Origin of the sequence: Rhizobium centroccidentale (genome assembly GCF_030182565.1) — a bacterium.
In the GTDB taxonomy this organism is placed as follows: domain Bacteria; phylum Pseudomonadota; class Alphaproteobacteria; order Rhizobiales; family Rhizobiaceae; genus Rhizobium.
This window is the reverse complement of the sequence record NZ_JAQJCG010000004.1, coordinates 140465-160834: the sequence shown is the minus strand read 5'-3', so window position 1 is coordinate 160834 and position 20370 is coordinate 140465. Positions and strand designations below refer to the sequence as shown.

19 protein-coding genes and 1 riboswitch are annotated in these 20370 nt (G+C 59.4%); of the genes, 9 read left to right on the top strand and 10 right to left on the bottom strand.

Annotated features, from left to right (window positions below; genetic code table 11):
* The first annotated feature begins 102 nt into the window (after positions 1 to 102).
* Genes PH562_RS07510 through PH562_RS07495 form a run of 4 tightly spaced genes read left to right on the top strand, consistent with a single transcriptional unit; the run spans position 103 to position 5179 of the window.
* A complete protein-coding gene (locus PH562_RS07510; protein ID WP_285172476.1) occupies positions 103 to 978 on the top strand; it encodes a carbohydrate ABC transporter permease in 876 nt (291 codons plus the stop codon).
* Positions 978 to 1829, top strand: coding sequence for a carbohydrate ABC transporter permease (locus tag PH562_RS07505; protein ID WP_285172475.1), 852 nt, complete (start codon positions 978 to 980; stop codon positions 1827 to 1829). The genes PH562_RS07510 and PH562_RS07505 overlap by 1 nt, the downstream gene beginning before the upstream one ends.
* A 39-nt stretch (positions 1830 to 1868) precedes the next feature.
* Positions 1869 to 3020, top strand: a complete 1152-nt coding sequence (locus PH562_RS07500) for an ABC transporter ATP-binding protein (protein ID WP_285172474.1) — start codon at positions 1869 to 1871, stop codon at positions 3018 to 3020.
* A 17-nt stretch (positions 3021 to 3037) separates the two neighbouring features.
* Positions 3038 to 5179: a beta-galactosidase gene (locus PH562_RS07495; protein ID WP_285172473.1), complete on the top strand. Its 2142-nt coding sequence runs from the start codon at positions 3038 to 3040 to the stop codon at positions 5177 to 5179.
* A 50-nt stretch (positions 5180 to 5229) separates the two neighbouring features.
* Here PH562_RS07495 and PH562_RS07490 read toward each other — a convergent pair whose 3' ends face one another.
* From PH562_RS07490 to PH562_RS07470, 5 genes are all read right to left on the bottom strand, one after another.
* Positions 5230 to 6099 (bottom strand): shikimate dehydrogenase, encoded by an 870-nt coding sequence (locus PH562_RS07490; protein ID WP_285172472.1) that lies wholly within the window; start codon positions 6097 to 6099, stop codon positions 5230 to 5232.
* A gap of 139 nt (positions 6100 to 6238) precedes the next feature.
* Positions 6239 to 6910: a TetR/AcrR family transcriptional regulator gene (locus PH562_RS07485; protein WP_113229146.1), complete on the bottom strand. Its 672-nt coding sequence runs from the start codon at positions 6908 to 6910 to the stop codon at positions 6239 to 6241.
* Positions 6911 to 6993: 83 nt separating this feature from the next.
* The gene (locus PH562_RS07480; RefSeq protein ID WP_285172466.1) at positions 6994 to 8880 is read right to left on the bottom strand and encodes a bifunctional sugar phosphate isomerase/epimerase/4-hydroxyphenylpyruvate dioxygenase family protein; all 1887 of its coding nucleotides are present in this window, start codon (positions 8878 to 8880) and stop codon (positions 6994 to 6996) included.
* Between the two features lie 83 nt (positions 8881 to 8963).
* Entirely contained in the window at positions 8964 to 10304 is a 1341-nt protein-coding gene (locus PH562_RS07475) for an MFS transporter (RefSeq protein ID WP_285172464.1), read from the bottom strand.
* A 437-nt stretch (positions 10305 to 10741) separates the two neighbouring features.
* Positions 10742 to 11227, bottom strand: coding sequence for an Lrp/AsnC family transcriptional regulator (locus tag PH562_RS07470; protein WP_285172462.1), 486 nt, complete (start codon positions 11225 to 11227; stop codon positions 10742 to 10744).
* Between the two features lie 172 nt (positions 11228 to 11399).
* On the opposite strand from PH562_RS07470, the gene PH562_RS07465 reads away from it, so the two are divergent.
* The 5 genes from PH562_RS07465 to PH562_RS07445 all read left to right on the top strand — a co-directional run bounded on the left by PH562_RS07465 (position 11400) and on the right by PH562_RS07445 (position 15421).
* On the top strand, positions 11400 to 12179 hold the full coding sequence (locus tag PH562_RS07465; protein WP_285172460.1) for an ABC transporter ATP-binding protein: 780 nt from the start codon (positions 11400 to 11402) through the stop codon (positions 12177 to 12179).
* A gap of 44 nt (positions 12180 to 12223) precedes the next feature.
* Complete coding sequence (locus tag PH562_RS07460) at positions 12224 to 12997, top strand: transporter substrate-binding domain-containing protein (RefSeq protein ID WP_285172458.1); 774 nt, start codon at positions 12224 to 12226, stop codon at positions 12995 to 12997.
* A 12-nt stretch (positions 12998 to 13009) separates the two neighbouring features.
* Positions 13010 to 13735 (top strand): ABC transporter permease, encoded by a 726-nt coding sequence (locus PH562_RS07455; RefSeq protein ID WP_285172456.1) that lies wholly within the window; start codon positions 13010 to 13012, stop codon positions 13733 to 13735.
* Positions 13736 to 13747: 12 nt separating this feature from the next.
* Entirely contained in the window at positions 13748 to 14437 is a 690-nt protein-coding gene (locus tag PH562_RS07450; protein WP_285172454.1) for an ABC transporter permease, read from the top strand.
* 63 nt (positions 14438 to 14500) lie between these two features.
* A complete protein-coding gene (locus tag PH562_RS07445; protein WP_285172452.1) occupies positions 14501 to 15421 on the top strand; it encodes a homocysteine S-methyltransferase family protein in 921 nt (306 codons plus the stop codon).
* Between the two features lie 56 nt (positions 15422 to 15477).
* On the opposite strand, the gene ribB is transcribed toward PH562_RS07445, so the two are convergent.
* The 5 genes from ribB to PH562_RS07420 all read right to left on the bottom strand — a co-directional run bounded on the left by ribB (position 15478) and on the right by PH562_RS07420 (position 20354).
* On the bottom strand, positions 15478 to 16104 hold the full coding sequence (ribB, locus tag PH562_RS07440) for a 3,4-dihydroxy-2-butanone-4-phosphate synthase (protein WP_095438167.1): 627 nt from the start codon (positions 16102 to 16104) through the stop codon (positions 15478 to 15480).
* A 112-nt stretch (positions 16105 to 16216) separates the two neighbouring features.
* Positions 16217 to 16364: riboswitch (FMN riboswitch) on the bottom strand.
* A 100-nt stretch (positions 16365 to 16464) separates the two neighbouring features.
* Positions 16465 to 17247, bottom strand: a complete 783-nt coding sequence (locus tag PH562_RS07435; protein ID WP_285172447.1) for an SDR family NAD(P)-dependent oxidoreductase — start codon at positions 17245 to 17247, stop codon at positions 16465 to 16467.
* Positions 17248 to 17324: 77 nt separating this feature from the next.
* The gene (gene tpiA, locus PH562_RS07430) at positions 17325 to 18062 is read right to left on the bottom strand and encodes a triose-phosphate isomerase (RefSeq protein WP_285172445.1); all 738 of its coding nucleotides are present in this window, start codon (positions 18060 to 18062) and stop codon (positions 17325 to 17327) included.
* Positions 18063 to 18066: 4 nt separating this feature from the next.
* A complete protein-coding gene (locus PH562_RS07425) occupies positions 18067 to 18855 on the bottom strand; it encodes an SDR family oxidoreductase (protein ID WP_285172439.1) in 789 nt (262 codons plus the stop codon).
* Positions 18856 to 18875: 20 nt separating this feature from the next.
* Positions 18876 to 20354, bottom strand: a complete 1479-nt coding sequence (locus PH562_RS07420) for a sugar ABC transporter ATP-binding protein (protein ID WP_285172433.1) — start codon at positions 20352 to 20354, stop codon at positions 18876 to 18878.
* Between the last annotated feature and the right edge of the window lie 16 nt (positions 20355 to 20370).

The window sequence follows — 20370 nt, the reverse complement described above, 5'->3', positions numbered from 1 at the left end:
GCGCGGCGGGCATCGGCTTTAAGCCCTCACCCCGCCGCGCCTGCCTTGAAAAGCCCGCACCTTGCGAAGTGCCTCGAATTATCGAACCAAGAAGTCTGAGCCATGTGGAAAAAACACAGGAACTGGCTGACGCCTGTCCTCTTCGTCGTGCCGGGATGCATCCTATTCGGAACGATCATCATCGCTTCCTCGGTGGAATCGATCTGGATTTCATTCTTCAATTGGGATGGCGTCGGGCAGAAGAGCTGGGTGGGACTGGCAAACTATTCCGAACTCTTTGCCGATCCGCAATTCTACGTCTCGCTGAAGAACAACATCATCTGGCTCGTCATGTTCATGGCGGCGCCGCCGCTTGGACTGGCGCTGGCGCTGCTCGTCAACCAGCAGATCGCCGGCATGCGGATCTTGAAGTCGCTTTTCTTCATCCCGCTCGTGCTTGCGACGGTCACGGTCGGCGTCGTGTTCGGCTGGGTCTATGATCCGAACTACGGGCTTCTTGCTCTCATCTTCAATCTCTTCGGCGCGACGGCGCCTGCCCTGCTCGCGGACGAACATTTCGTCACTTTCGCCGTGGTCGCCGCCGCGCTCTGGCCGCAGATCGCATTTTGCATGGTGCTCTTTCTTGCAGGCCTCAACAATCTGAGTTCCGATATCATCGGGGCCGGACGTGTCGATGGCGCCCGCGGCTGGAACATGCTCTGGCACGTCGTTCTGCCGCAATTGCGCCAGGTGGGTTTCATCGCTCTTGCCGTGACCGTTGTCGGCGCCTTGCGATCCTTCGACATGATCGCGGTGATGACATCGGGCGGTCCCTTCGGCTCGTCGGAGGTGTTGGCCTACCAGATGTACGAGCAGTCGATCTTCTCCTATCGCTTCGGCTACGGAGCGGCGATCGCCACCATCCTCTTTGCAATAATGATCGTTTTCATCACCTGGTATCTGCGCGTCATGATACGCATGGAACGGGAGACACGCTGATGTATCCTCGCCCGATCCCCGAAGAAAAGCCTGCGCTTCGCGGCCTTTATGCCGCCTTCGTCGGCCTGATCCTCATACTCTGGCTGCTGCCGCTCTTTGCCGTCATGCTGACGGCGGCCAAGACGGCCGATGAAATCATGGCAGGCAAATACTGGACGTGGCCCGAGCATTTCAATCTCGTCGAGAACTTCCAGTCCGTCTTCCAGCAGACGAACATGTGGGGCTATTTCATCAACAGTCTCATCATCACCATGCCCTCGGTGCTGCTGGTCCTCGTATTCTCGACGCTGACCGGCTATGTGCTTGCCCGCTATAATTTTCGCGGCAATGCCCTGCTCTTCTCGCTCTTCGTCGGCGGCAACTTCCTGCCTGCGCAGATCATGATGATCCCGGTACGCGATCTCATGGTTTCAGTCGGCCTATACGACACCTATTTCGCGCTGATCATCTTCCATGTCGCCTTCCAGACCGGCTTTGCGACGCTGTTCATGCGCAATTTCATCGCGGCTCTGCCGGACGAGTTGTTCCAGGCGGCGCGCGCGGAAGGCGCCTCCCCCTGGCAGACGATGCGCCACGTCGTTCTACCGCTGATGCAGCCGGCGCTCGCCGCCCTTGCGATCCTGATCTTCACCTTCGTGTGGAACGATTACTTCTGGGCGATCGTGCTCACACAGAGCGACGTCGTGAAACCGGTAACGGCGGGCCTGAACAATCTCAGAGGCGAGTGGACGTCCGCCTGGAATATCGTGGCGGCGGCAACCTTGTTCGTCGCCGTCCCGCCGGTCCTGATGTTCTTCCTGATGCAGAAGCATTTCATCGCGGGCCTGACCATGGGCGCCGTCAAAGGCTGACATGTCCCGCACCGCGTGAACAGATTTGGAGTATCACTCATGAGCCATGTAAAGCTGATCGATATCGACAAACATTATGGCGGCTACCACGCCCTGCGTTCAATCAATCTTTCCGTCGACAAGGGCGAGTTCATCGTCATGGTCGGCCCGTCGGGCTGCGGCAAATCCACCACGCTGAAGACGATCGCCGGGCTCGAAAGCATCAGCTCGGGCGAGATTTGGATCAACGGCCGCAACGTCACGCGCGAGGAGCCGGGCGATCGCGGCATTGCCATGGTCTTCCAGTCCTACGCGCTTTATCCGCATATGACGGTTGCCGAGAACATGGGCTTCGGCCTGAAGATGGCCAAGCGGCCGCAAACGGAGATCGACGCTGCCGTCAAGCGCGCAGCCGAAATCCTTAGAATATCCGACCAGCTCGATAAACGTCCGAAGCAGCTTTCAGGCGGCCAGCGCCAGCGCGTCGCCATCGGCCGCGCCATCACCCGCTCGCCGGAGGTCTTCCTTTTCGACGAACCGCTCTCCAATCTCGATGCAGCATTGCGCACGCAAATGCGCGTGGAGCTTTCGACGCTGCATCAGCAGCTCGGCTCGACGATGATCTATGTGACGCACGATCAAGTCGAGGCAATGACCATGGCGAGCCGCATCGTCGTGTTCAACAAGGGCATCATCGAGCAGGAAGGCGCGCCGCTCAACCTCTATCACAATCCGGCAAACCAATTCGTCGCCGGCTTTCTCGGCGCGCCGCGGATCAATTTCGTCAATGCGAAGCTTGTTTCGCTTCGCGACGGCATCGCCGAAGTCGCGCTCGAAGGTGGCGGCACAACAGTCCATGTTCCGGTGGGCGATGTCGGCGATCTTAAGGCTGAGTCGCATCTCACCCTGGGCATTCGGCCGGAATCGCTGAAGATCGGCCCCTCCACCGAAGACACCGCAATTTCCTTCGACGGCAAGGTCGGCCTGGTCGAGCAGCTCGGCCGCGAGACCATCCTCTATGTCGATGCGGGTCCACTCGCAACGATCGGTTCGGAAAGCGGTACACGCAATTTCACTGTTCAGCTCGGCAACGCGAGCGGCTTTTCGGTCGGCGAGCAGGTCAAGCTGTCCGCCGCCACATCCTCCCTCTACCTCTTCGGTCCCGATGGCAGAACCCTCAGCCGGCCGAAGCCCATCATTGCCTCTCTGTAAAGAAAGCTTGTGACCTCATGAAAGTTTTGGAAAGAAAGCCGCTCTCTGTCTGGCGGACGCTCAATCTCGACGGCTTCATGGTCGGTGTGCCGCATTATCCCGAACATGTCGACGAGAGCTATTGGGACCGCGATGCCGAACGCATGGCCGCTGCCGGTTTCAATACCGTTCGCATGGCGGAATTCGCCTGGCATATCATGGAGCCGCATGAGGATCACTTCTATTTCTCGCTCTTCGACAAGGCGATTGCCGGCTTGGCCAAGCACGGCATCAAGACCATTCTCTGCACCCCGACGGCAACGCCGCCGCGCTGGCTGACGGCGAAGTACCCGGAAGTCCTGCGCGTCGATGCCAATGGCAGGCAGGCAAGCCATGGATCGCGCCAGCATTGCGACACGACGAGCCCTGTACTGCGCCGGCACAGCCGACGCATCACGCGCGCCATGGCCGAGCATTATCGGGACAATCCTCACGTCATCGGCTGGCAGACGGATAACGAGCTCAATACGACGACTTCCGAAAGCTATTCGCCATCGGCGCTCATCGAGTTCCAGAAGTTCTGCCGCGCGAAGTATGGCACGATCGAAGCCCTGAACTTTGCCTGGGGCGGCGACTTCTGGGCGACGGCCTATCAGACCTTCGACCAGATCGTCTTCCCGCAGCCGATGAATCCGTCCTTCTCCAGCCCCGGTCACGTGCAGGATTATCACCGCTTCCTCGCCTTCGCGACGGCGCTCTTCCAGCACGATCAGGTGGAGATCCTGAGGTCGACCAATCCCGCATGGTTCATCTTCCACAATCTCGGCAACCTTGCCGACATCGATTTCCGCGGCCAGTTCGGTCAGGATCTCGATTTCATCGGCTTCGATATCTACCCGTTCCTCTATGACGAGATGCGCCGCGGCGGCGGGCATGCAATCACGCAGGCCTTCCATCTCGACCAATGCCGCGCCTATTCCGGCAATTTCATCGTTCCGGAACAGGCTTCCGGCCTCGGCAGCCAGCCGGGTTTCTCCTCATCCGTGCCGGAGCCCGGCGAGATGCGTCGCATGGCGATGACCTCCGTATCGCGCGGCGCTGATGGCCTGATGTTCTTCCGTTGGCGGCCGGCGCATTTCGGCGCCGAGATCTACTGGAACGGTATTATCGACCACGATGACATCCCGCGCCGCCGCTACGAAGAAGCCACGCAATTCGCGTCCGACATCCGCAAGATCGAGGACAAGCTGCTCGGCACCACCGTCCGCATGGATATTGCCATCGCCGGCGCGGATTTCGACAATCAGGAAGCCTACAAGACCTATGCGATCGGCCTGCCAAGCCCGATGCAAGATGCCGCCCATCTGCACCGGGCCTGCTATCAGGCCGGTATCGCCTGCGGCTTCATCCATCCGGAAGATGATCTCTCGCGCGTCAAGGCGCTCTATGTTCCCCATTGGGTCATGTGGAAGGAAGAGTGGTCGCCAGCAGTGGAGAAGTTTGTCGCCGATGGCGGCACGCTCATCCTGTCGGCGATGACAGGCACCCGCGACGACAACAATCATATCATCCGCACCCAGGCACCGGGCAAAGCGCTCTCGGAGCTTTCGGGCGTGCATGTCTATGAATTCGGTCCTGTCTCCGCTCCGGGAGCGGATGGACTGTTCACCGGCTTCCGCGAGAGCGGCATCGGCAGCCATCAACCGTCGCCACGTCCGGCGGCAACCTCGGCCTCGCGTAAATACGCTTATACGATCGGCAATCGCCAGCTCGAGGCCGGGCACCTTTACGAGAAGCTGGAGATAACGGCTGATACAGAGACCGTTGGCCGCTGGTCCGACCGGTTCCTGGAAGGCACGCCGATGCTAACGCGCCGCCGGCATGGCAATGGCCAAGTCTACTACCTCGGCACCTATCTCACGGCGCCGCTTGCGGAGGTCATTCGCGAGCTTCTCGTCAGCAAGGGTGTTGCCGCACCACTGGTACAGGATCTGCCTAATGGTGTCGAAGTGTCCCTGCGCGAAGGTGATGGCAGGAGGCTGCTGTTTGTGCTCAATACAGAGCATGAAACGAAGATCGTCAATCTACCGTCCGGTAACGACCTGCTGACCGGTAAAGCCATATCGGGCACGACCGAACTCGCCGGCTACGCCGTATTGGTGATCGAGCAATCAGTCTGATACCAACTGTGACGCCTCCGGCGCCGAGGATGCAACTTCGGCGCCGACGTTTAGGCGCGCAGCGAATTGAAGTGCCGCATCATACGCTCGGCTGCCGGACGGATGCCGGTGAACAGTTCGAACGCCTTCACCGCCTGGAATACCGCCATGCCGCCGCCGTCGAGAACACGGCACCCTGTCTGCCGGGCGAATTTCACCAACTCGGTCTCGATCGGGAAATAGACGATTTCGGCGACCCAAAGACGATCCGACAAAAGTTGCGCGTCGAGCGGCAATCCGGGATGGGCGGCCATGCCGGTCGGTGTTGCATGAACCAGACCATCGGCGACATCCAGTGCCGCGGCAAGATCATGACCGACCGAGAAACGGCAAGCGGCATGTGCCGGCTGAAGTTGGTCGACGAGGGCCTGCGCGCGCAAAGGGTCGAGATCGAATATCTCTACGGAATGCGCACCCATCTCAGCCACCGCATGGGCGACGGCCACGCCGGCGCCGCCCGCACCCAGTTGCACGACACGGTCGAGCGAAACGCCGGCCAACCCGCGCCGGAAGCTTTCGGCAAACCCCCACCAATCGGTATTGTGGCCGATCCTGCGCTTTCCATGAAAAACGATCGTATTGATGGATCGCAGCGTCTGGGCGTCAGGTGAAAGCTCATCCACCAGCGCGACGGCAGCCTGCTTGCAAGGGTGAGTGATATTGAGACCGGCAAACCCCCGCGCCTCGGCTTCGTCGATCAAAGCCGGCAGATCCGACACGGAGAGACCACGTGTATCCAGGTCAATAAGATCGTAGCGATAGGACAGGTCGCAATGCTCGCCTTCACGCATATGCATGGCCGGCGTCAGCGATCTGCCTATCCCGGCGCCGATCAATCCGACATGAAGTTGACGAGGAACAATGGCGGCTTGAGTGTTCAATCTTTCCTCCCGAGCAGCAAAACAAAGCCATGCTGCAGGCCTGCTTGCAAAATGTACGAACTAGTACGTAAAGTCAATATGAGGCGTGATGGAGCACCGCGGGAAAACGCCAAAGCCAATCAGATGACGCTGCGCCTCGTCAGGCCATTTCGAAGGAAGGATGCCTCAGAAATGCAAGGATCGCATCGACGATTAGGGACTTGTGCCGCTTCTTCAAGGCTTCGGACGACAGGTCACGCTCGAAGATCGCCCCGAAAGTATGCCGATTGGAAACGCGAAAAAAGCATTGGGCGCTGATCATCATATGCAGATCGACCGGGTCTACCCTGCGCACGAAGCTGCCATCGGCGTAGCCGCGTTCAAGGATGTCCGTGATGATATCGATGACGGCGATGTTCATCTGCGACAGGACGACCGAACGCTTCATATGTTCGGCGCGATGAATGTTTTCGATACTGACCAGCCGTACGAAATCCGGATTTTGATCATCGTGATCGAAGGTGCTTGCGATCAATTGCGCCATAGCCTGAACGGGCGGCATGTTTTCGAGATCGAGCTCGCTCTCCAGCGTGCGGATCTTCGTATAGGCCTGTTCGAGAACGGCAAGATAGAGCCCTTCCTTGCTGCCGAAATAATAGTAGATCATGCGCTTGGACGTCTTGGTGCGCTCGGCGATCTCATCGACGCGCGCACCGGAAAAACCGGCTGCAACGAATTCCTCGGTGGCGATCTTGAGAATATTTTCCTTGGTCGCGTCTGGATCGTTCTTTCGCGTAAGACGCTCGATCTTGGCCGCTTGCGCTTTGGTCATACCTTGCCCGTCTTCCTGGGTCTGTCCCTGCCCAACATTGAAGATCAAAGCTTTAACACAGGCTTCACGCGAATGGGGAGAGCCTAAAGTTTCGGCAGGCCAATCGGCCGCAGGTGACGCCTGAGCGCAGCGATGCGGAAAATGGCATTCGCCGCACCATATCCACGATAGCCGCTGCGCTGGACGATTTCGAAGAAGAAGCCTTCGCCGTAAGTGGGGCTGTAAAGCTGGAAATATTCGCCGTGATCGTCGCGGTCATAGAGGATGTTGTGCGCCTTCAGGCGGTCCGTGAAAGCCGGCTCGAGGCCGAACCTCGCCTCCAGGTCGTCGTAATAGTTGGGCGAGATCACCAAGGTGGCAAAGCCGTTATCCGATAAGGCAGCCGCAGCCGCAAAGATATTATCGGTCGCAAAGGCCAGGTGCTGGATGCCGGAGCCAAACGTTTCGGCGATGAAATGCCCGGCGAGCGTGTTGCGGTTTTCAGCGCCGTTCAGCGTGATGCGCAAGCTGCCCGGCTCGTTTTCGACGACCTGGCTGCGAACGACCCCAGCGGGATCGATAATGTCGACCATCGGTGTCTTATGTGCATTCAATATCGCGGTATAAAAGAGCAGCCAGGTCAACAGCTCCTCATATTTCATCGTTTGCGCGACGTGATCTATGCCCGTCAGCCCGACAGGCCGCAAATCGGTATCGTCATTGACCGGATCGAATTCGATCTCCCATATGCGGCCGAGCACGCTCCTGCGATCGAGGAAATACAGGATGCCGCCGCCAACGCCCCTGACGCCAGGCATTTCGATCTCGCCGGGATTTAGTGGTTGTTCAAAACGTTCGGCACCCAGCGCCACGGCCCGCGCGACTGCGGCTTCGGCATCATCCACCCATAATCCCATCGCATAGGCCGACTGCCCGTGCAAAGCGTAAGACGCGCCCGCAAACCCGTCCGGATCGGTATTCACGACCAGATTGATATCGCCTTGCCGGAAGACATCGACACGCTTGCTCTTGTGGCGCCCGACATGGCGAAAGCCCAGTGCGCGCAGCCGATCAGAAAGGCCGGACGCCTCCGTTTCATCGATCGTAAATTCGACAAAGGCAACGCCGTCCACCTCGGCCCGTGCCGGCATCGGCGGCAAGGTGAGGCTACTGCTTTCCGTGCGACGAACCTGGTCGCCGAGATAGACGAGCGACCGCCGACCATCGACAGCGATGGCGGTCGGTGAACCGCCGCGGAACTGGTCGTTGAAAATCTCCAGCGAGAGATAGCCATCGTAGCCAGTCGCGGCGACGGCCTTCATGAATTCAAGAATAGGAAGGTCGCCCTCGCCCGGCATGTTGCGGAAATGACGGCTCCAATAAAGGAGATCCATGTCGATCAACGGCGCATCGGCAAGCTGGATGATGAAGATCTTCTCTTTCGGGATCGACCGGATCGAATTGACGTCGACCTTTCGCGAAAGCGTATGGAAGCTGTCGAGAATGAGACCAATATTCGGATGATCGGCCCGGCGGACGATTTCCCAGGCATCGCGGTGATCGTGAATATGCCGACCCCAGGCGAGTGCCTCATAGCCAACGCGCAAGCCGCGTTTGGCAGCCCTCTCGCCGAGCTCGAAGAAGTCGGCTGCGGCACGATCAATCCCGCCCAGCGCCGCGGACGAGACATTCGAACAAACGAGAACGAGGTCGGTCCCCATCTCTTGCATCAGGTCGAATTTGCGTTCAGCCCGATCGAAGGTTCGGCTGCGCAAGGGTTCCGGCATGCCTTCAAAGTCCCGGAAGGGCTGAAAGAGCGTGATCTCCAGCCCATGATCCCTCACCATCTGACCGACCTGGCGCGGTGATTCATCGAAGGCGAGAAAGTCGTTCTCGAAGATTTCGACCCCATCGAAACCTGCCTTGGCAATGGCTTGAAGCTTTTCTTTGAGATCACCGCTGATCGAAACGGTCGCAATCGAGGTTTTCATTGTTTCATCCCGTTACTTGACGATTTTCAACAAACTCATCCGCGATCGCGACACGTCATTGCTGCTCAGATCGAAACCGGCCGCTAGATCGCCCGATCGGCGTGGCGAACGGCAGCTGCCAAGCGTCGCTCGTCCCTGCCGAGTTGATCGATCGGCGTCCGGTAGGTCTCCGTTGCTGTCGCCGCGGAAATGGCGGCGATCAAGGCTGTGATCGACGTAAACACGGCGACCGGCACCCAGCCCATCGGCCCTGTGCCCATCACAGCTGCGCTGATGGTCGGCGCGAAGCCGCCGAGCGCAAAACCGATCTGGGTTCCGACGGCCATGCCGGACAGACGCACTCGGGTATCGAACATTTCCGCATAGAGCGCCGGCCAGATGCCGTTGGAGGCGCTGTAGACCACGCCGGAAAGCAGAATCCCGAGAACGAAGACGAGCAGGAGATTGTTCTGGCTGATGGCCCAGATGTAGGGCCAGATCAGCACTGCGCAGCCGATGGCGCCAAAGATGAACACGGGCTTGCGGCCGATGCGGTCTGCGAGAATGGCCCAGGCGGGAATCGCGCCCAGCGCCACGATATTGGCAAGCACCAGAACGGTCAGCATCGTCGAGCGATCGATATGCATCGTGTTGACGGCATAGGACAGGGTGAAGACGCTGAAGATCGTGCTGACGACCGAAATCAGCGCCGCAAAGATGATGCGCAGGACATCCGCCCAATAATTGGTGAGCAGCGAGACAAGCGGCAGTTTTGTGGCCTCGCCCCTCTTGGTTTCCTCCAGAAAGGCAGGTGTTTCCGCAAGCGTGCGGCGAACCCAGAATCCGACGATAACAACCACGAAGCTTAGAAAGAAGGGAATACGCCAACCCCATGACATCAATGCGGTTTCATCGAGCTTTCCAAGCGGAATGAAGACCAATGTTGCAAGGATCAGTCCGGCCTGAGTTCCGCTCAGCGTGAAGCTGGTGAAGAAGGCGCGTCTATTTTCAGGCGCGTGCTCGAGCGTCATGGAGCTGGCGCCGGCCTGCTCGCCGGCAGCCGAAATGCCTTGCAGCAAGCGCGCCAGGACCAGAAGAATGGGCGCCAGGATACCGGCCTGACTATAGGTTGGCAGGCACCCGATGATGAAAGTCGAAAAACCCATAAGGAGCAGGGTGAAGGTAAGCACCTTCTTGCGGCCGAATTTGTCGCCGATATGACCCAGGACGACCGCGCCCAGGGGCCGCATGATATAGGCAACGCCAAAGGTCGCGAAGGAGGCGATGGCCGCCGTTTGCGGGTCTTCCGCCGAGAAGAATATCTTCGGGAAAATGAGCGCTGCTGCCGTACCGTGGACGAAGAAATCATAATATTCGACGGCGCTTCCCAACCAGCTCGCAAGAGCCGCGCGCTTGGGTGTCTTATGTTCGATTTGTGTTTTCATGGTCGTTCCTCCCCAGAGCATTCGGATGTCAAGGACATATCGCAACCGAGCGCATCCGGCCTCCGCCTGCACCCGCTTGCAAGGACATCCGAGATCATCCTGACAGTCTTCGATGCTGCACAACGCAGCACCGTCACTCCTCGTCAATAATAATGTACGAACTAGTTCGTTTTGTAAAGCACCAGCAACCTGTCATCCCGCAGCGCGTTGTTGCGAGCAATAGAAACAATGCGTTGAAGCAGCTTGCTACGTCACAACCTGAGCCGGTGAAGGCCTTGCAGTCGGACTGAGCGCGCCTGCAGAGGCCGCATCATTATTCGTTGAAAATCTTGAAGGTCAGGCAATATGAGCCGGACCAAGGGTAGTTCCTTCTCGCCTGGTACATGTAGAAGATAGGCGAGTACGGCGCGCCCACAGATCATCCCGCGACCCGCGGGTTACCGGCCGGCCTCGTTGCCATCTGCCAGCGGCACGAACAATCCAAGCTTGACGTCACGCAGCACCACATTCGTATGCATGCGCCGGATCTGCGGATTTTCCGCCATGATCACGGCGGCGATGTCGTCATAGTGCTCGACATCCCTGGCGGTGACGATCGCAATGAGGTCGACGGCACCTGTGACATAATAGACCTGCTGGATATGATCCTGCTTTTCCGCCCAAAGGCGGAACTTGGCAAGCGCATCGTAATTGTCCCGCTCGATCTCCATGCCGACGATGAACACCATCGGCGTCCCGGTCGCCTTGCGGTCCACAACTGCGATTTCCGCCTTGATGATACCGTCCTCGCGCAGCCGCTTAAGGCGCCGCTGCACGGCTGAAGTCGAAAGGCCGACCTCATCGGCGATTGCTTCGGCAGTGAGCTGGCAATTGCGCTGGACGATATCGAGAATATCGCGATCGAAGCGATCCAGATTTTCCATTCCCTCTCCTCTGGCCGATCGGTGAAATCACCTGACGACATCTCTATTCTATCACAAAAGATGCGCAAGAAATACATTTTTGCTTTTTTTATGCAAATTGATCAGAAATTGCGCGCAAATTCCGCTCTTCTTCGCGATATTCTCCGCAAATTGTTTTCCATCGGAATTGTATATGACAGAACTGTCCTCCCAGGCTCTTCGCGTGGAAGATCTCCACAAGAGCTTTGGGTCACATCAGGTCCTCAAGGGTGTTTCCACCACCGCCAATCAAGGGGATGTGATTTCCATCATCGGCTCGTCCGGCTCTGGGAAAAGCACGTTCCTGCGCTGCATAAACCTGCTTGAGATGCCTGATCGCGGGCGCATCGTCGTCAACGGTGAGGAAGTCGCCTTGAAGCGCGGGCGGCATGGACAGATGCAGCCGAAAAGCTGGCGGCAGATCGAGCGCATTCGCAGCGGGCTGGGCATGGTATTCCAGAGCTTCAATCTTTGGGCGCACATGACCGTTCTCGAAAATATCATCGAGGCGCCGGTGCATGTCCTCGGCGTTCCCCGCCGCGAGGCGATCGAAAAGGCAGAGGCGCTTCTCAATAAAGTCGGGCTTTACGACAAGCGCGACGCCTATCCGGCCTTCCTCTCCGGCGGTCAACAGCAACGCGCAGCGATCGCGCGCGCACTTTGCATCGATCCGGCCGTGATGCTCTTCGACGAGCCGACATCGGCACTCGACCCCGAACTGGTCGGCGAAGTCCTCAAGGTCATCCGCGACCTCGCAGAGGAGGGTCGAACCATGCTGCTGGTCACGCACGAAATGCGCTTTGCCCGCGATGTCTCGAACCACGTTCTCTTCCTGCATCAGGGACGGATCGAGGAGGAAGGGCCGCCTAAGCAGATCTTCGACGCCCCGATCAGCACCCGCTGTCGGGAATTTACCGGCATGCTGACGTCTTGATCCACATCCCATTCGCAGACAACACCATTAGGAGAATCCCTTTTATGAGACTGGTTTCCACTCTATTCGCCGGGCTTGCCCTCGCGCTTTCTTCGATGACCGCGCAGGCCGAGGTTCGCTTCGGCATCATGAACGAATCCTACCCACCCTTTTTCGCCAAGGATGCCTCCGGCAAATGGCAGGGCTGGGAGATCGATATGATGGACGCCGTTTGCGAGCAGATGAAAGAGAAATGCTCGATCGTCGAGCTTTCCTGGGACGGCCTCATCCCGGCGCTTCAGAGCAAGAAGTTCGATGTGATCTGGTCATCCATGTCGAATACGGCCGAGCGCTCGAAAGTCATCGATTTCACCGACAAATATTACAACACGCCCAGCACGCTGATAGGCCCGAAGGACCAGAAGCCAGGCGCGACCGCAGACGACGTCAAGGGCAAGACCATCGGCATCCAGGTCTCGACCATCCAGTCGGAATATTACAAAAAGTACTTCGCCAAGGCCGCAGACGAGAAGACCTACCAGACGCTCGACGAAGCGTTTCAGGACCTCGCGGCAGGCCGCATCGACTACGTCTTCGGCGATTCCCTTGCGCTTGACGCCTTCCTGAAGAGCGATAGCGGCAAGGATTGCTGCGCCAAGATGGGTGATGTCGCCGACGACAAGGAAGTCCTCGGAGCCGGCGTTTCCGGCGGCCTTCGCAAGGAGGACACCGAACTCAAGGCAAAGCTCAATGCGGCGATCGCCGCGGTGCGCGCCAGCGGCAAATACGACGAAATCACCAAGAAGTATTTCAGCTTCGATATCTACGGCGCCAAGTAAACGATCGCGGCGATGGCGACCTCTCCTCAGGGCATTCTGGATCTGCTCTCCCCCTATCCGCCCGGATGGGGTGGAGTACTCTTGACCGGGGCTGCCTCCACGGTCGCCATCTCCGCCGGCGCTTTTCTGATCGGCCTTCTGCTCGGTACGGGCGGCGCGCTGGGCAAGCTTTCGGGCATAAGGCCGCTCCGGCTACTGCTCGAACTCTATACGACGGCAGTCCGTGCCGTTCCCGAGCTGATCCTGATCGTCGGCCTCTATTACGCGGGCATGGATGGCCTCAATCGGCTCCTCGTTGCGCTCAATCTGCCGGCTTTCGAATTGAATGGCTTTGCTGTCGCGGTCGCAGTGCTCGGTTTCGTGCAGGGCGCCTATATGACGGAAGTGCTGCGCGGCGCGATCTTGGCGATCCCCGTCGGCCAGATCGAAGCGGCCAAGGCTTTCGGCATGGGACCGCGGCTGCGTTTCCGTCGCATCATCCTGCCCGCCCTACTGCCGAACGCTCTGCCCGGTCTTGCCAATCTGTGGATGTCGGTCACCAAGGACAGCGCTCTCGTCGCAGTCGTCGGCTACCAGGAACTGGCCCTCGCTACGCGTCTCGCCGGCGCAAGCACCAAACACTACTTCATCTTTTTCCTGGCATCCGCTTTCATCTATCTCGCCCTTACACTCGTTTCCAACCTCCTGTTCAACCTATTGGAGCGGCGTGTGCGGCGCGGCCAACCGAAGCTGGCCTGAGGAGTGCCGGGCATGACCTTCTCATGGATATCATCCTATTGGCCGCTTCTGTTGACGGGAGCCGTGCAAACGCTGTCGCTGCTTGCGATTTCGGTCGTCTTCGGCTTCATCATCGCGATCGGCCTAGCCTTCGCCCAGGTCAGCGGCGGCCCTCTCCTGCGAACCCTTGCCCGCGGCTACTGCACCTTCTTCCGGGGCACGCCGCTGCTGATACAGCTCTGGCTGCTGTACTACGGCATCGGCTCTCTTCTGCCAATGATCCCGGGTATCCGTCAGAGCCTGTTCTGGCCGATCCTGCGCGAAGGTTTCTTCTTCGCAGCCGTCAGCTTCACGCTGAACTATGCAGCCTATGAGGCGGAGGTTTTGCGCGGCGCGTTGCTTGCCGTTCCAAAAGGCGAGCTGGAAGCCGGCCGCGCATTCGGCATGCGCCCCCTGACGCTCACCCGACGCATCTGGCTGCCGCGCGCCATCCGCATCGCATTGCCGACGATCGGCGGCGAAATCGTCATGCAGCTGAAGGCAACACCGCTCGCCTTCACCGTCACCGTGATGGACCTTTACGCCGTTGCCACAAAAGTTCGCCAGGACACCCTGCTGGTCTACGAACCGCTTGTTGTCGTCACCGTCTTCTATCTCATCATCACAGCCATCATCGCGCGAAGCTTCCGTTTCCTGGAGGCGCAGGTGCCGGTGCGGCGCTAACCCACGGCGCGAAGGAGAGATCAAACCTCTCTGCAGATCCGAGTCATTCTGGAGATCCCATTCATGAGCAAACCCTTGATCCTCGATGGCGGCATGAGCCGCGAACTGTTGCGTCTCGGCGCGGAACTGAAGCAACCGGAATGGTCGGCGCTGGCGCTCGTCAATTCGCCGGACATTGTCCGGCAAGTGCATGACGAATTCATAACCGCCGGCTCGGACGTCATTACAACGAACAGCTACGCACTCGTCCCTTTCCATATTGGCGAGGAGCGGTTCTGGAAGGAAGGAGCCGATCTCATCGCCCTTTCCGGACGGCTGGCGCGCGACGCCGCCAATGCCTGCAAGGATCGAAAGGTCCTGGTCGCCGGTTCGCTGCCCCCGATCTTCGGCTCCTACGAGCCGCAGAATTTCGATCCGTCACGGGTACAGGACTATCTCAAGGTTCTGGTCGAGAACCTCGACCCCTATGTCGATGTCTGGCTCGGCGAAACCCTCAGCCTGATCGCGGAGGCAGACGCGGTTCGGACTGCGGTCGCTGAAACAGGAAAGCCGTTCTGGATTTCCTTCACGCTGGCGGATGATGCCGCGCAAAGAAACGGCGCCTCGCCCAAGCTCCGCTCCGGCGAGTCGGTCGAGGATGCGGCTCGCTGGGCCGCCTCATCCGGCGCCGACGCACTCCTGTTCAACTGCAGCAAACCGGAAGTCATGCGAAAGGCCGTCGATGCGGCAGCGGAGGTTTTCAAGCAGGGCGGCAACAATCTCCAGATCGGCGTCTATGCCAATGCTTTCGAGGGAGAACAAGGCGAGTCGGCCGCCAACGAAGGCCTTCATAAGACCCGAGAGGATCTGAATGATGACGCCTATTCGCGCTTCGCCTGCTCGTGGGTCGATGCCGGCGCGACGATGGTCGGCGGCTGTTGCGGGATCGGCGCCGGGCATATCCATCGGCTGAAGAAGGCCCTCCTTTATCCTCAACGAGCGTAGGAGAGCCTTCCACAAGCATCGACCCAGCAGGATCGGGATAGGCTGTATCAGAACGATCAGGCAGCCTTGAAGGGAGCGCTTGCAGCCCTGTAGGCAATCAGATCTTCGATCGTCACAAGATGGAGGCCATGCCGCTCGGCGAAAACTTCGAGCTCTGGAAGGCGGGCCATCGTGCCGTCGTCATTCGCTACTTCGCAGATGACGCCGGCCGGCGAAAGGCCGGCAAGCCGGGCCAGATCCACGGCCGCTTCCGTGTGCCCCGGACGCGACAGGACGCCGTTTGGATGCGCGCGAAGCGGAAAGATATGACCGGGACGGGCAAATTCCTCCGGACGCGATCCATCCCTGATAAGGGCTTGAACGGTTGCCGCCCTGTCAGCGGCAGATATTCCGGTCGTGGTTTCCGGGATGTAGTCGACCGAAACGGTGAAAGCGGTCTTGAGGACTTCCGTGTTGCGCGGCACCATCAACGGAATGTCGAGTTCGTCGAGCCTCTCGCCCTCCATCGGAACGCAGATGAGACCGCGGGCATGGTTCATCATGAACGCGATCGCCTGCGGTGTGACCGCTTCCGCGGCAATCACCAGATCGCCTTCGTTTTCGCGGTCGCGATCATCGACAACCACAATGATCTCGCCCCGCGCAATCGCAGCGATCGCATCTTCAATTTTCGAAATTGCCATTTTCCTGCCTTTCAAGGGTTGCCGTTTGGAGCGGCGTGCATGGCCGGTTAAGGCCACCATTTTCCCTTGGGCGAACAAGCATGTGAACGCCACCACGACGCGGCGTCTCCTGCGTTGCTCTCTTCCATCCGGACTATGACCGTCGGCTCCGGCATCTCACCGGATCTGCTGACCCTTCCGAAAGCTCGGAAGGCGCTCGCGGGCTCGAGGAAACTCCCCATACCGCCGGTGGGGAATTGCACCCCGCCCTGAGAACAAGTGAAAGATAAGGGATCAATGCCTCACTCCGCAAGAGGCTTTGATTGCCGAATCGTCGAGAATCCGATCCACCCGATGAACGCACCGTTCCTCATTGTCGAACTACGACATGATCAAGCCGCCATCGACATTGATCGTCTGGCCGGTGATATAGGCCGCATCGTCGCTGGCAAGGAAAGTGACGAGACCGGCGACGTCTTCGCCCGATCCGGCCCGTTTCATCGGAATGCCCTCGACCCATTCCTTCATGAGTTCGCCGGGGCCGTAATTGCCCAAAAGCTTGCCCCAAGCCTGGTCGTTATAGGCCCACATGTCGGTTTCGATGATGCCGGGGCAAAAGGCATTCACGGTGATGCCTTCGGTCGCGACCTCCTTGGCAAGGCTCTGAGTAATGCCGACGACACCCATCTTCGATGCCGCATAATGCGGTGTGTAGATGAAGCCGTCGCGCGCCTGGCCGGAGGCGGTATTGATGATGCAGCCGCCACGGCCATGCTTGCGCATGCGGGCGATCGCCTCCTGGGCGCAGAGGAAGACGCCCTTGGTATTGACCGCCATGACCTTATCCCATTCGCCCTCGGTCATATCCTCGACGCGGGCAATGGTGATGACGCCGGCATTCTGGATGGAGATATCGACGGCGCCGAAGGCTGCCTCAGCAGCGTCGTAAAGGCCCTTCACGCTAGCCTTGTCCGTCACGTCGCCGACGAAGGAAATCGCCTTTCCGCCGTCAGCGCCGATCGCATCGGCGACCGCATGGACGGAATCCTCGTTGGCGGAAACCACCACATTGGCACCTTCGCGCGCAAACCGCCGGGCGATCGCAGCCCCGATACCGCGGCTCGCGCCGGTGATGACGACAGTCTTGTTTTCGAAACGTTGCATTTCCTATTCCTTTCGCGGTGACAGCCACGCCAGGCGTCAGCTCTAGGGGCCGATCGGCCTGCCTGTTGCCGGTGACTTCAGACGGCAGCCGAGATAATCCCGGCAAACTCCGATGCCTTCAGCGACGCGCCTCCGACAAGAGCGCCATCGACGTTGGAAACGCCGAAGATCGCCTTTGCATTCGACGCCTTGACCGAGCCGCCGTAGAGGATCCTGACACCCTGCCCATCTTCGCCCAGCCGCTTTTCAAGTGCCTGGCGGATAGACGAATGCATCTCCTCGATCTGCTCGAGGGTCGGAACCAGTCCTGTTCCGATCGCCCATACTGGTTCATAGGCGATCGTCGTGTTCGAACTGGTTGCGGTGTTGGGAATCGAGCCTTCAAGCTGAGCACGAACCACCTCGATCGCCCTTCCGTCGTCCCGTTCTGTGCGCGTCTCGCCGACACAAATGATGCTCGTCAGCCCCGCCTCGTGGACCGCGACAGCCTTGGCCGCAACTGCGGCATCCGCCTCCCTATAGGCCGAGCGCCGTTCGGAATGTCCCAAGATTACGAAACGAGCGCCGATTTCGGCGAGCATCTCGGCAGAAACATCTCCGGTATAGGCGCCTGAGATCTGCGCATGGCAATCCTGTGCTCCAATGGCAATCCTCGACCCTCGCGCCCGTTCGACCGCCTTTTCCACCAGCGTGAAGGGCGGGCAGACGACGATGTCGCACGCCGCCTCGCCCGTTATTCCCTTCAGCGCCTCGATCTCAGCCAGGGAGGAAGCGAGACCGTTCATTTTCCAGTTGCCGGCAATCAGTTTCTTCATCGCATCACCAGCAGCAGAAGCCGCCATCGACGAGCAGATCGACGCCCGTCACGAAGCTCGCGGCATTCGACAACAGGAAGACGGCGGGGCCGACCATCTCATCGACCGTTGCCATGCGCTGCATCGGCGTCTGCTCTTCGAAAAGTTTGGTCTGGTGAACCATTTCCGGACGCGTATTCATCGGCGTCGCCGTATATCCCGGCGAGATGGTGTTGACGCGGATGCCGCGACCGACCCACTCCATTGCAAGCGACTTCGACATGTGGATCACGCCGGCTTTGGAGGCGTTATAATGGGCCTGGCTCAGGCCGCGATTGACGATGACGCCGGACATGGAGGCGATATTGACGATCGATCCGCGTCCGTTCTTCAGCATCGCGCGCGCTTCCGCCTGGCAGGACAGAAAAACGCCCTTCAGGTTGATGTCCATCAGCGTCTGGTACTGGTCTTCTTCCATTTCCTCCGCGGGATTGGCATTGGCGATGCCGGCGGCATTGACTGCAAGCGTCAAGGCTCCAAGTTCCGCCTCGGTACGCGCAACCGCCTCCCCGAGAGAGGACCTATTGGTGACATCGGCCGCAATCTGGATGGAGCGGCGACCGGCCGCTTCGATATGCGAAGCCGTGTTCGCCAAGCCGTCGTCGGATCGACGGTCCAGAAGCGCGACGTCGGCGCCGCATTGGGCAAGACCGATGGCGATACGCTGCCCGATCCCGCTTCCGGCTCCAGTCACGAGCGCGACCTGTCCACTGAGATCAAAAAGCTTCGGGGCATTCAGAGTGATGTCGGACACCGCTCTTCCTTTCTGTTTGTCTAGATTGTCGCCAGTTCCATGACCGAGACGTCATTGGCCTCGTCACGGTTCAAGATACCTGCCTGCTTGCCCTGGGCGAGCACGAGAATGCGGTTCGATACGCCGAGAACCTCTTCGAGATCGGAGCTGACGACGATGACGGCCACCCCCTGCTTTGCGAGGTTTACGATGATGTCGTAGATGCTGGCGCGCGCGCCGACATCGATGCCTCGGGTCGGCTCATCGAGGACGACGACCTTGGGGTCACGCATCAGCCACTTTGCGATGACGACCTTTTGCTGGTTGCCGCCCGACAGGTCCGAGGCATATTGCTCGGCCCGGCCTTTGACGCCGAATTTCGCCACAGCCTTTTCGGCGAAAGTACGTTTGATGCGTGATGTGATCCAGCGCCCGCCGAGCTTGTCGAGATTGGCATAGATGATGTTCTCACTGATGCGATGGCCGACGACGAGACCCTGCTCCTTGCGATCCTCGGGCACCATCACGATGCCCTTGGCGATCGCATCGGCCGGATCGCGGAGCTTGAGCTCTTCGCCCTCCAGCTTGATCGAGCCGGCGCTGATCGGATCGGCACCGGAAATGGCGCGGACGAGTTCGGTGCGGCCGGCACCAACCAGCCCGGCAATGCCGAGGATCTCGCCGGCGCGAACATCGAACGTCACGTCCCGGAAAGACCCGTCAGGCGAACTCAATCCGCCGACCTGCAGAACAGGGCGATCCGTCGGTTCGGGAAGAGCCGGGAACATCCGATCCAGCGAACGGCCGACCATGCTTTCGACGATGGTACGAACGGGGGTGGCACTGTCGGCAAACTCCTGGACGCGCTCGCCATCGCGCAGGACGACGATGCGATCGGTGATTTGCTTTATCTCTTCCATGCGGTGCGAGATGTAGATGATGCCGACACCTTCGGACCGAAGCTTTCTTACCTGCTCGAACAGGGCCTCGGTCTCCGCCCCGCCAAGAGCGGCGGTTGGTTCGTCGAGGATCAGCAGCTTGGCATTGAGCGCCAATGCCTTGGCGATTTCGATGAGCTGCTGATTGGCAGTCGACAGGCCCGCGACCTTTCGCGTCGCCGGTATATGTAAATTAAGGCGGGCAAGCTGTTCTTGCGCCCGCCGGACCATCTGGGGGCGATCGACAGCTCCGTTCTTCATCGGCCATCGCCCGATGAAGACATTTTCGGCGATCGAAAGATGCGGCAGGAGCTGTAACTCCTGATGGATCAGGACGACGCCCTTGTCGATCGCCTCGCGTGGAGTGGCTGGGGCATAGGGCTGCCCCAGCCATGTCATTGTTCCCTCGGAGGGTATGCGCGAACCTGCGATAATGCCCGACAAGGTCGACTTGCCGGCGCCGTTTTCGCCGAGAAGCGCGACCACCTCGCCCGGATAAACATCAAGGCTGACATTCTTCACCACCTGAAGCGGTCCATAGCGCTTGGATATGCCCCTCAGGGAAAGAACGGGCTCAGTCACGGCACACCTCCTCAAG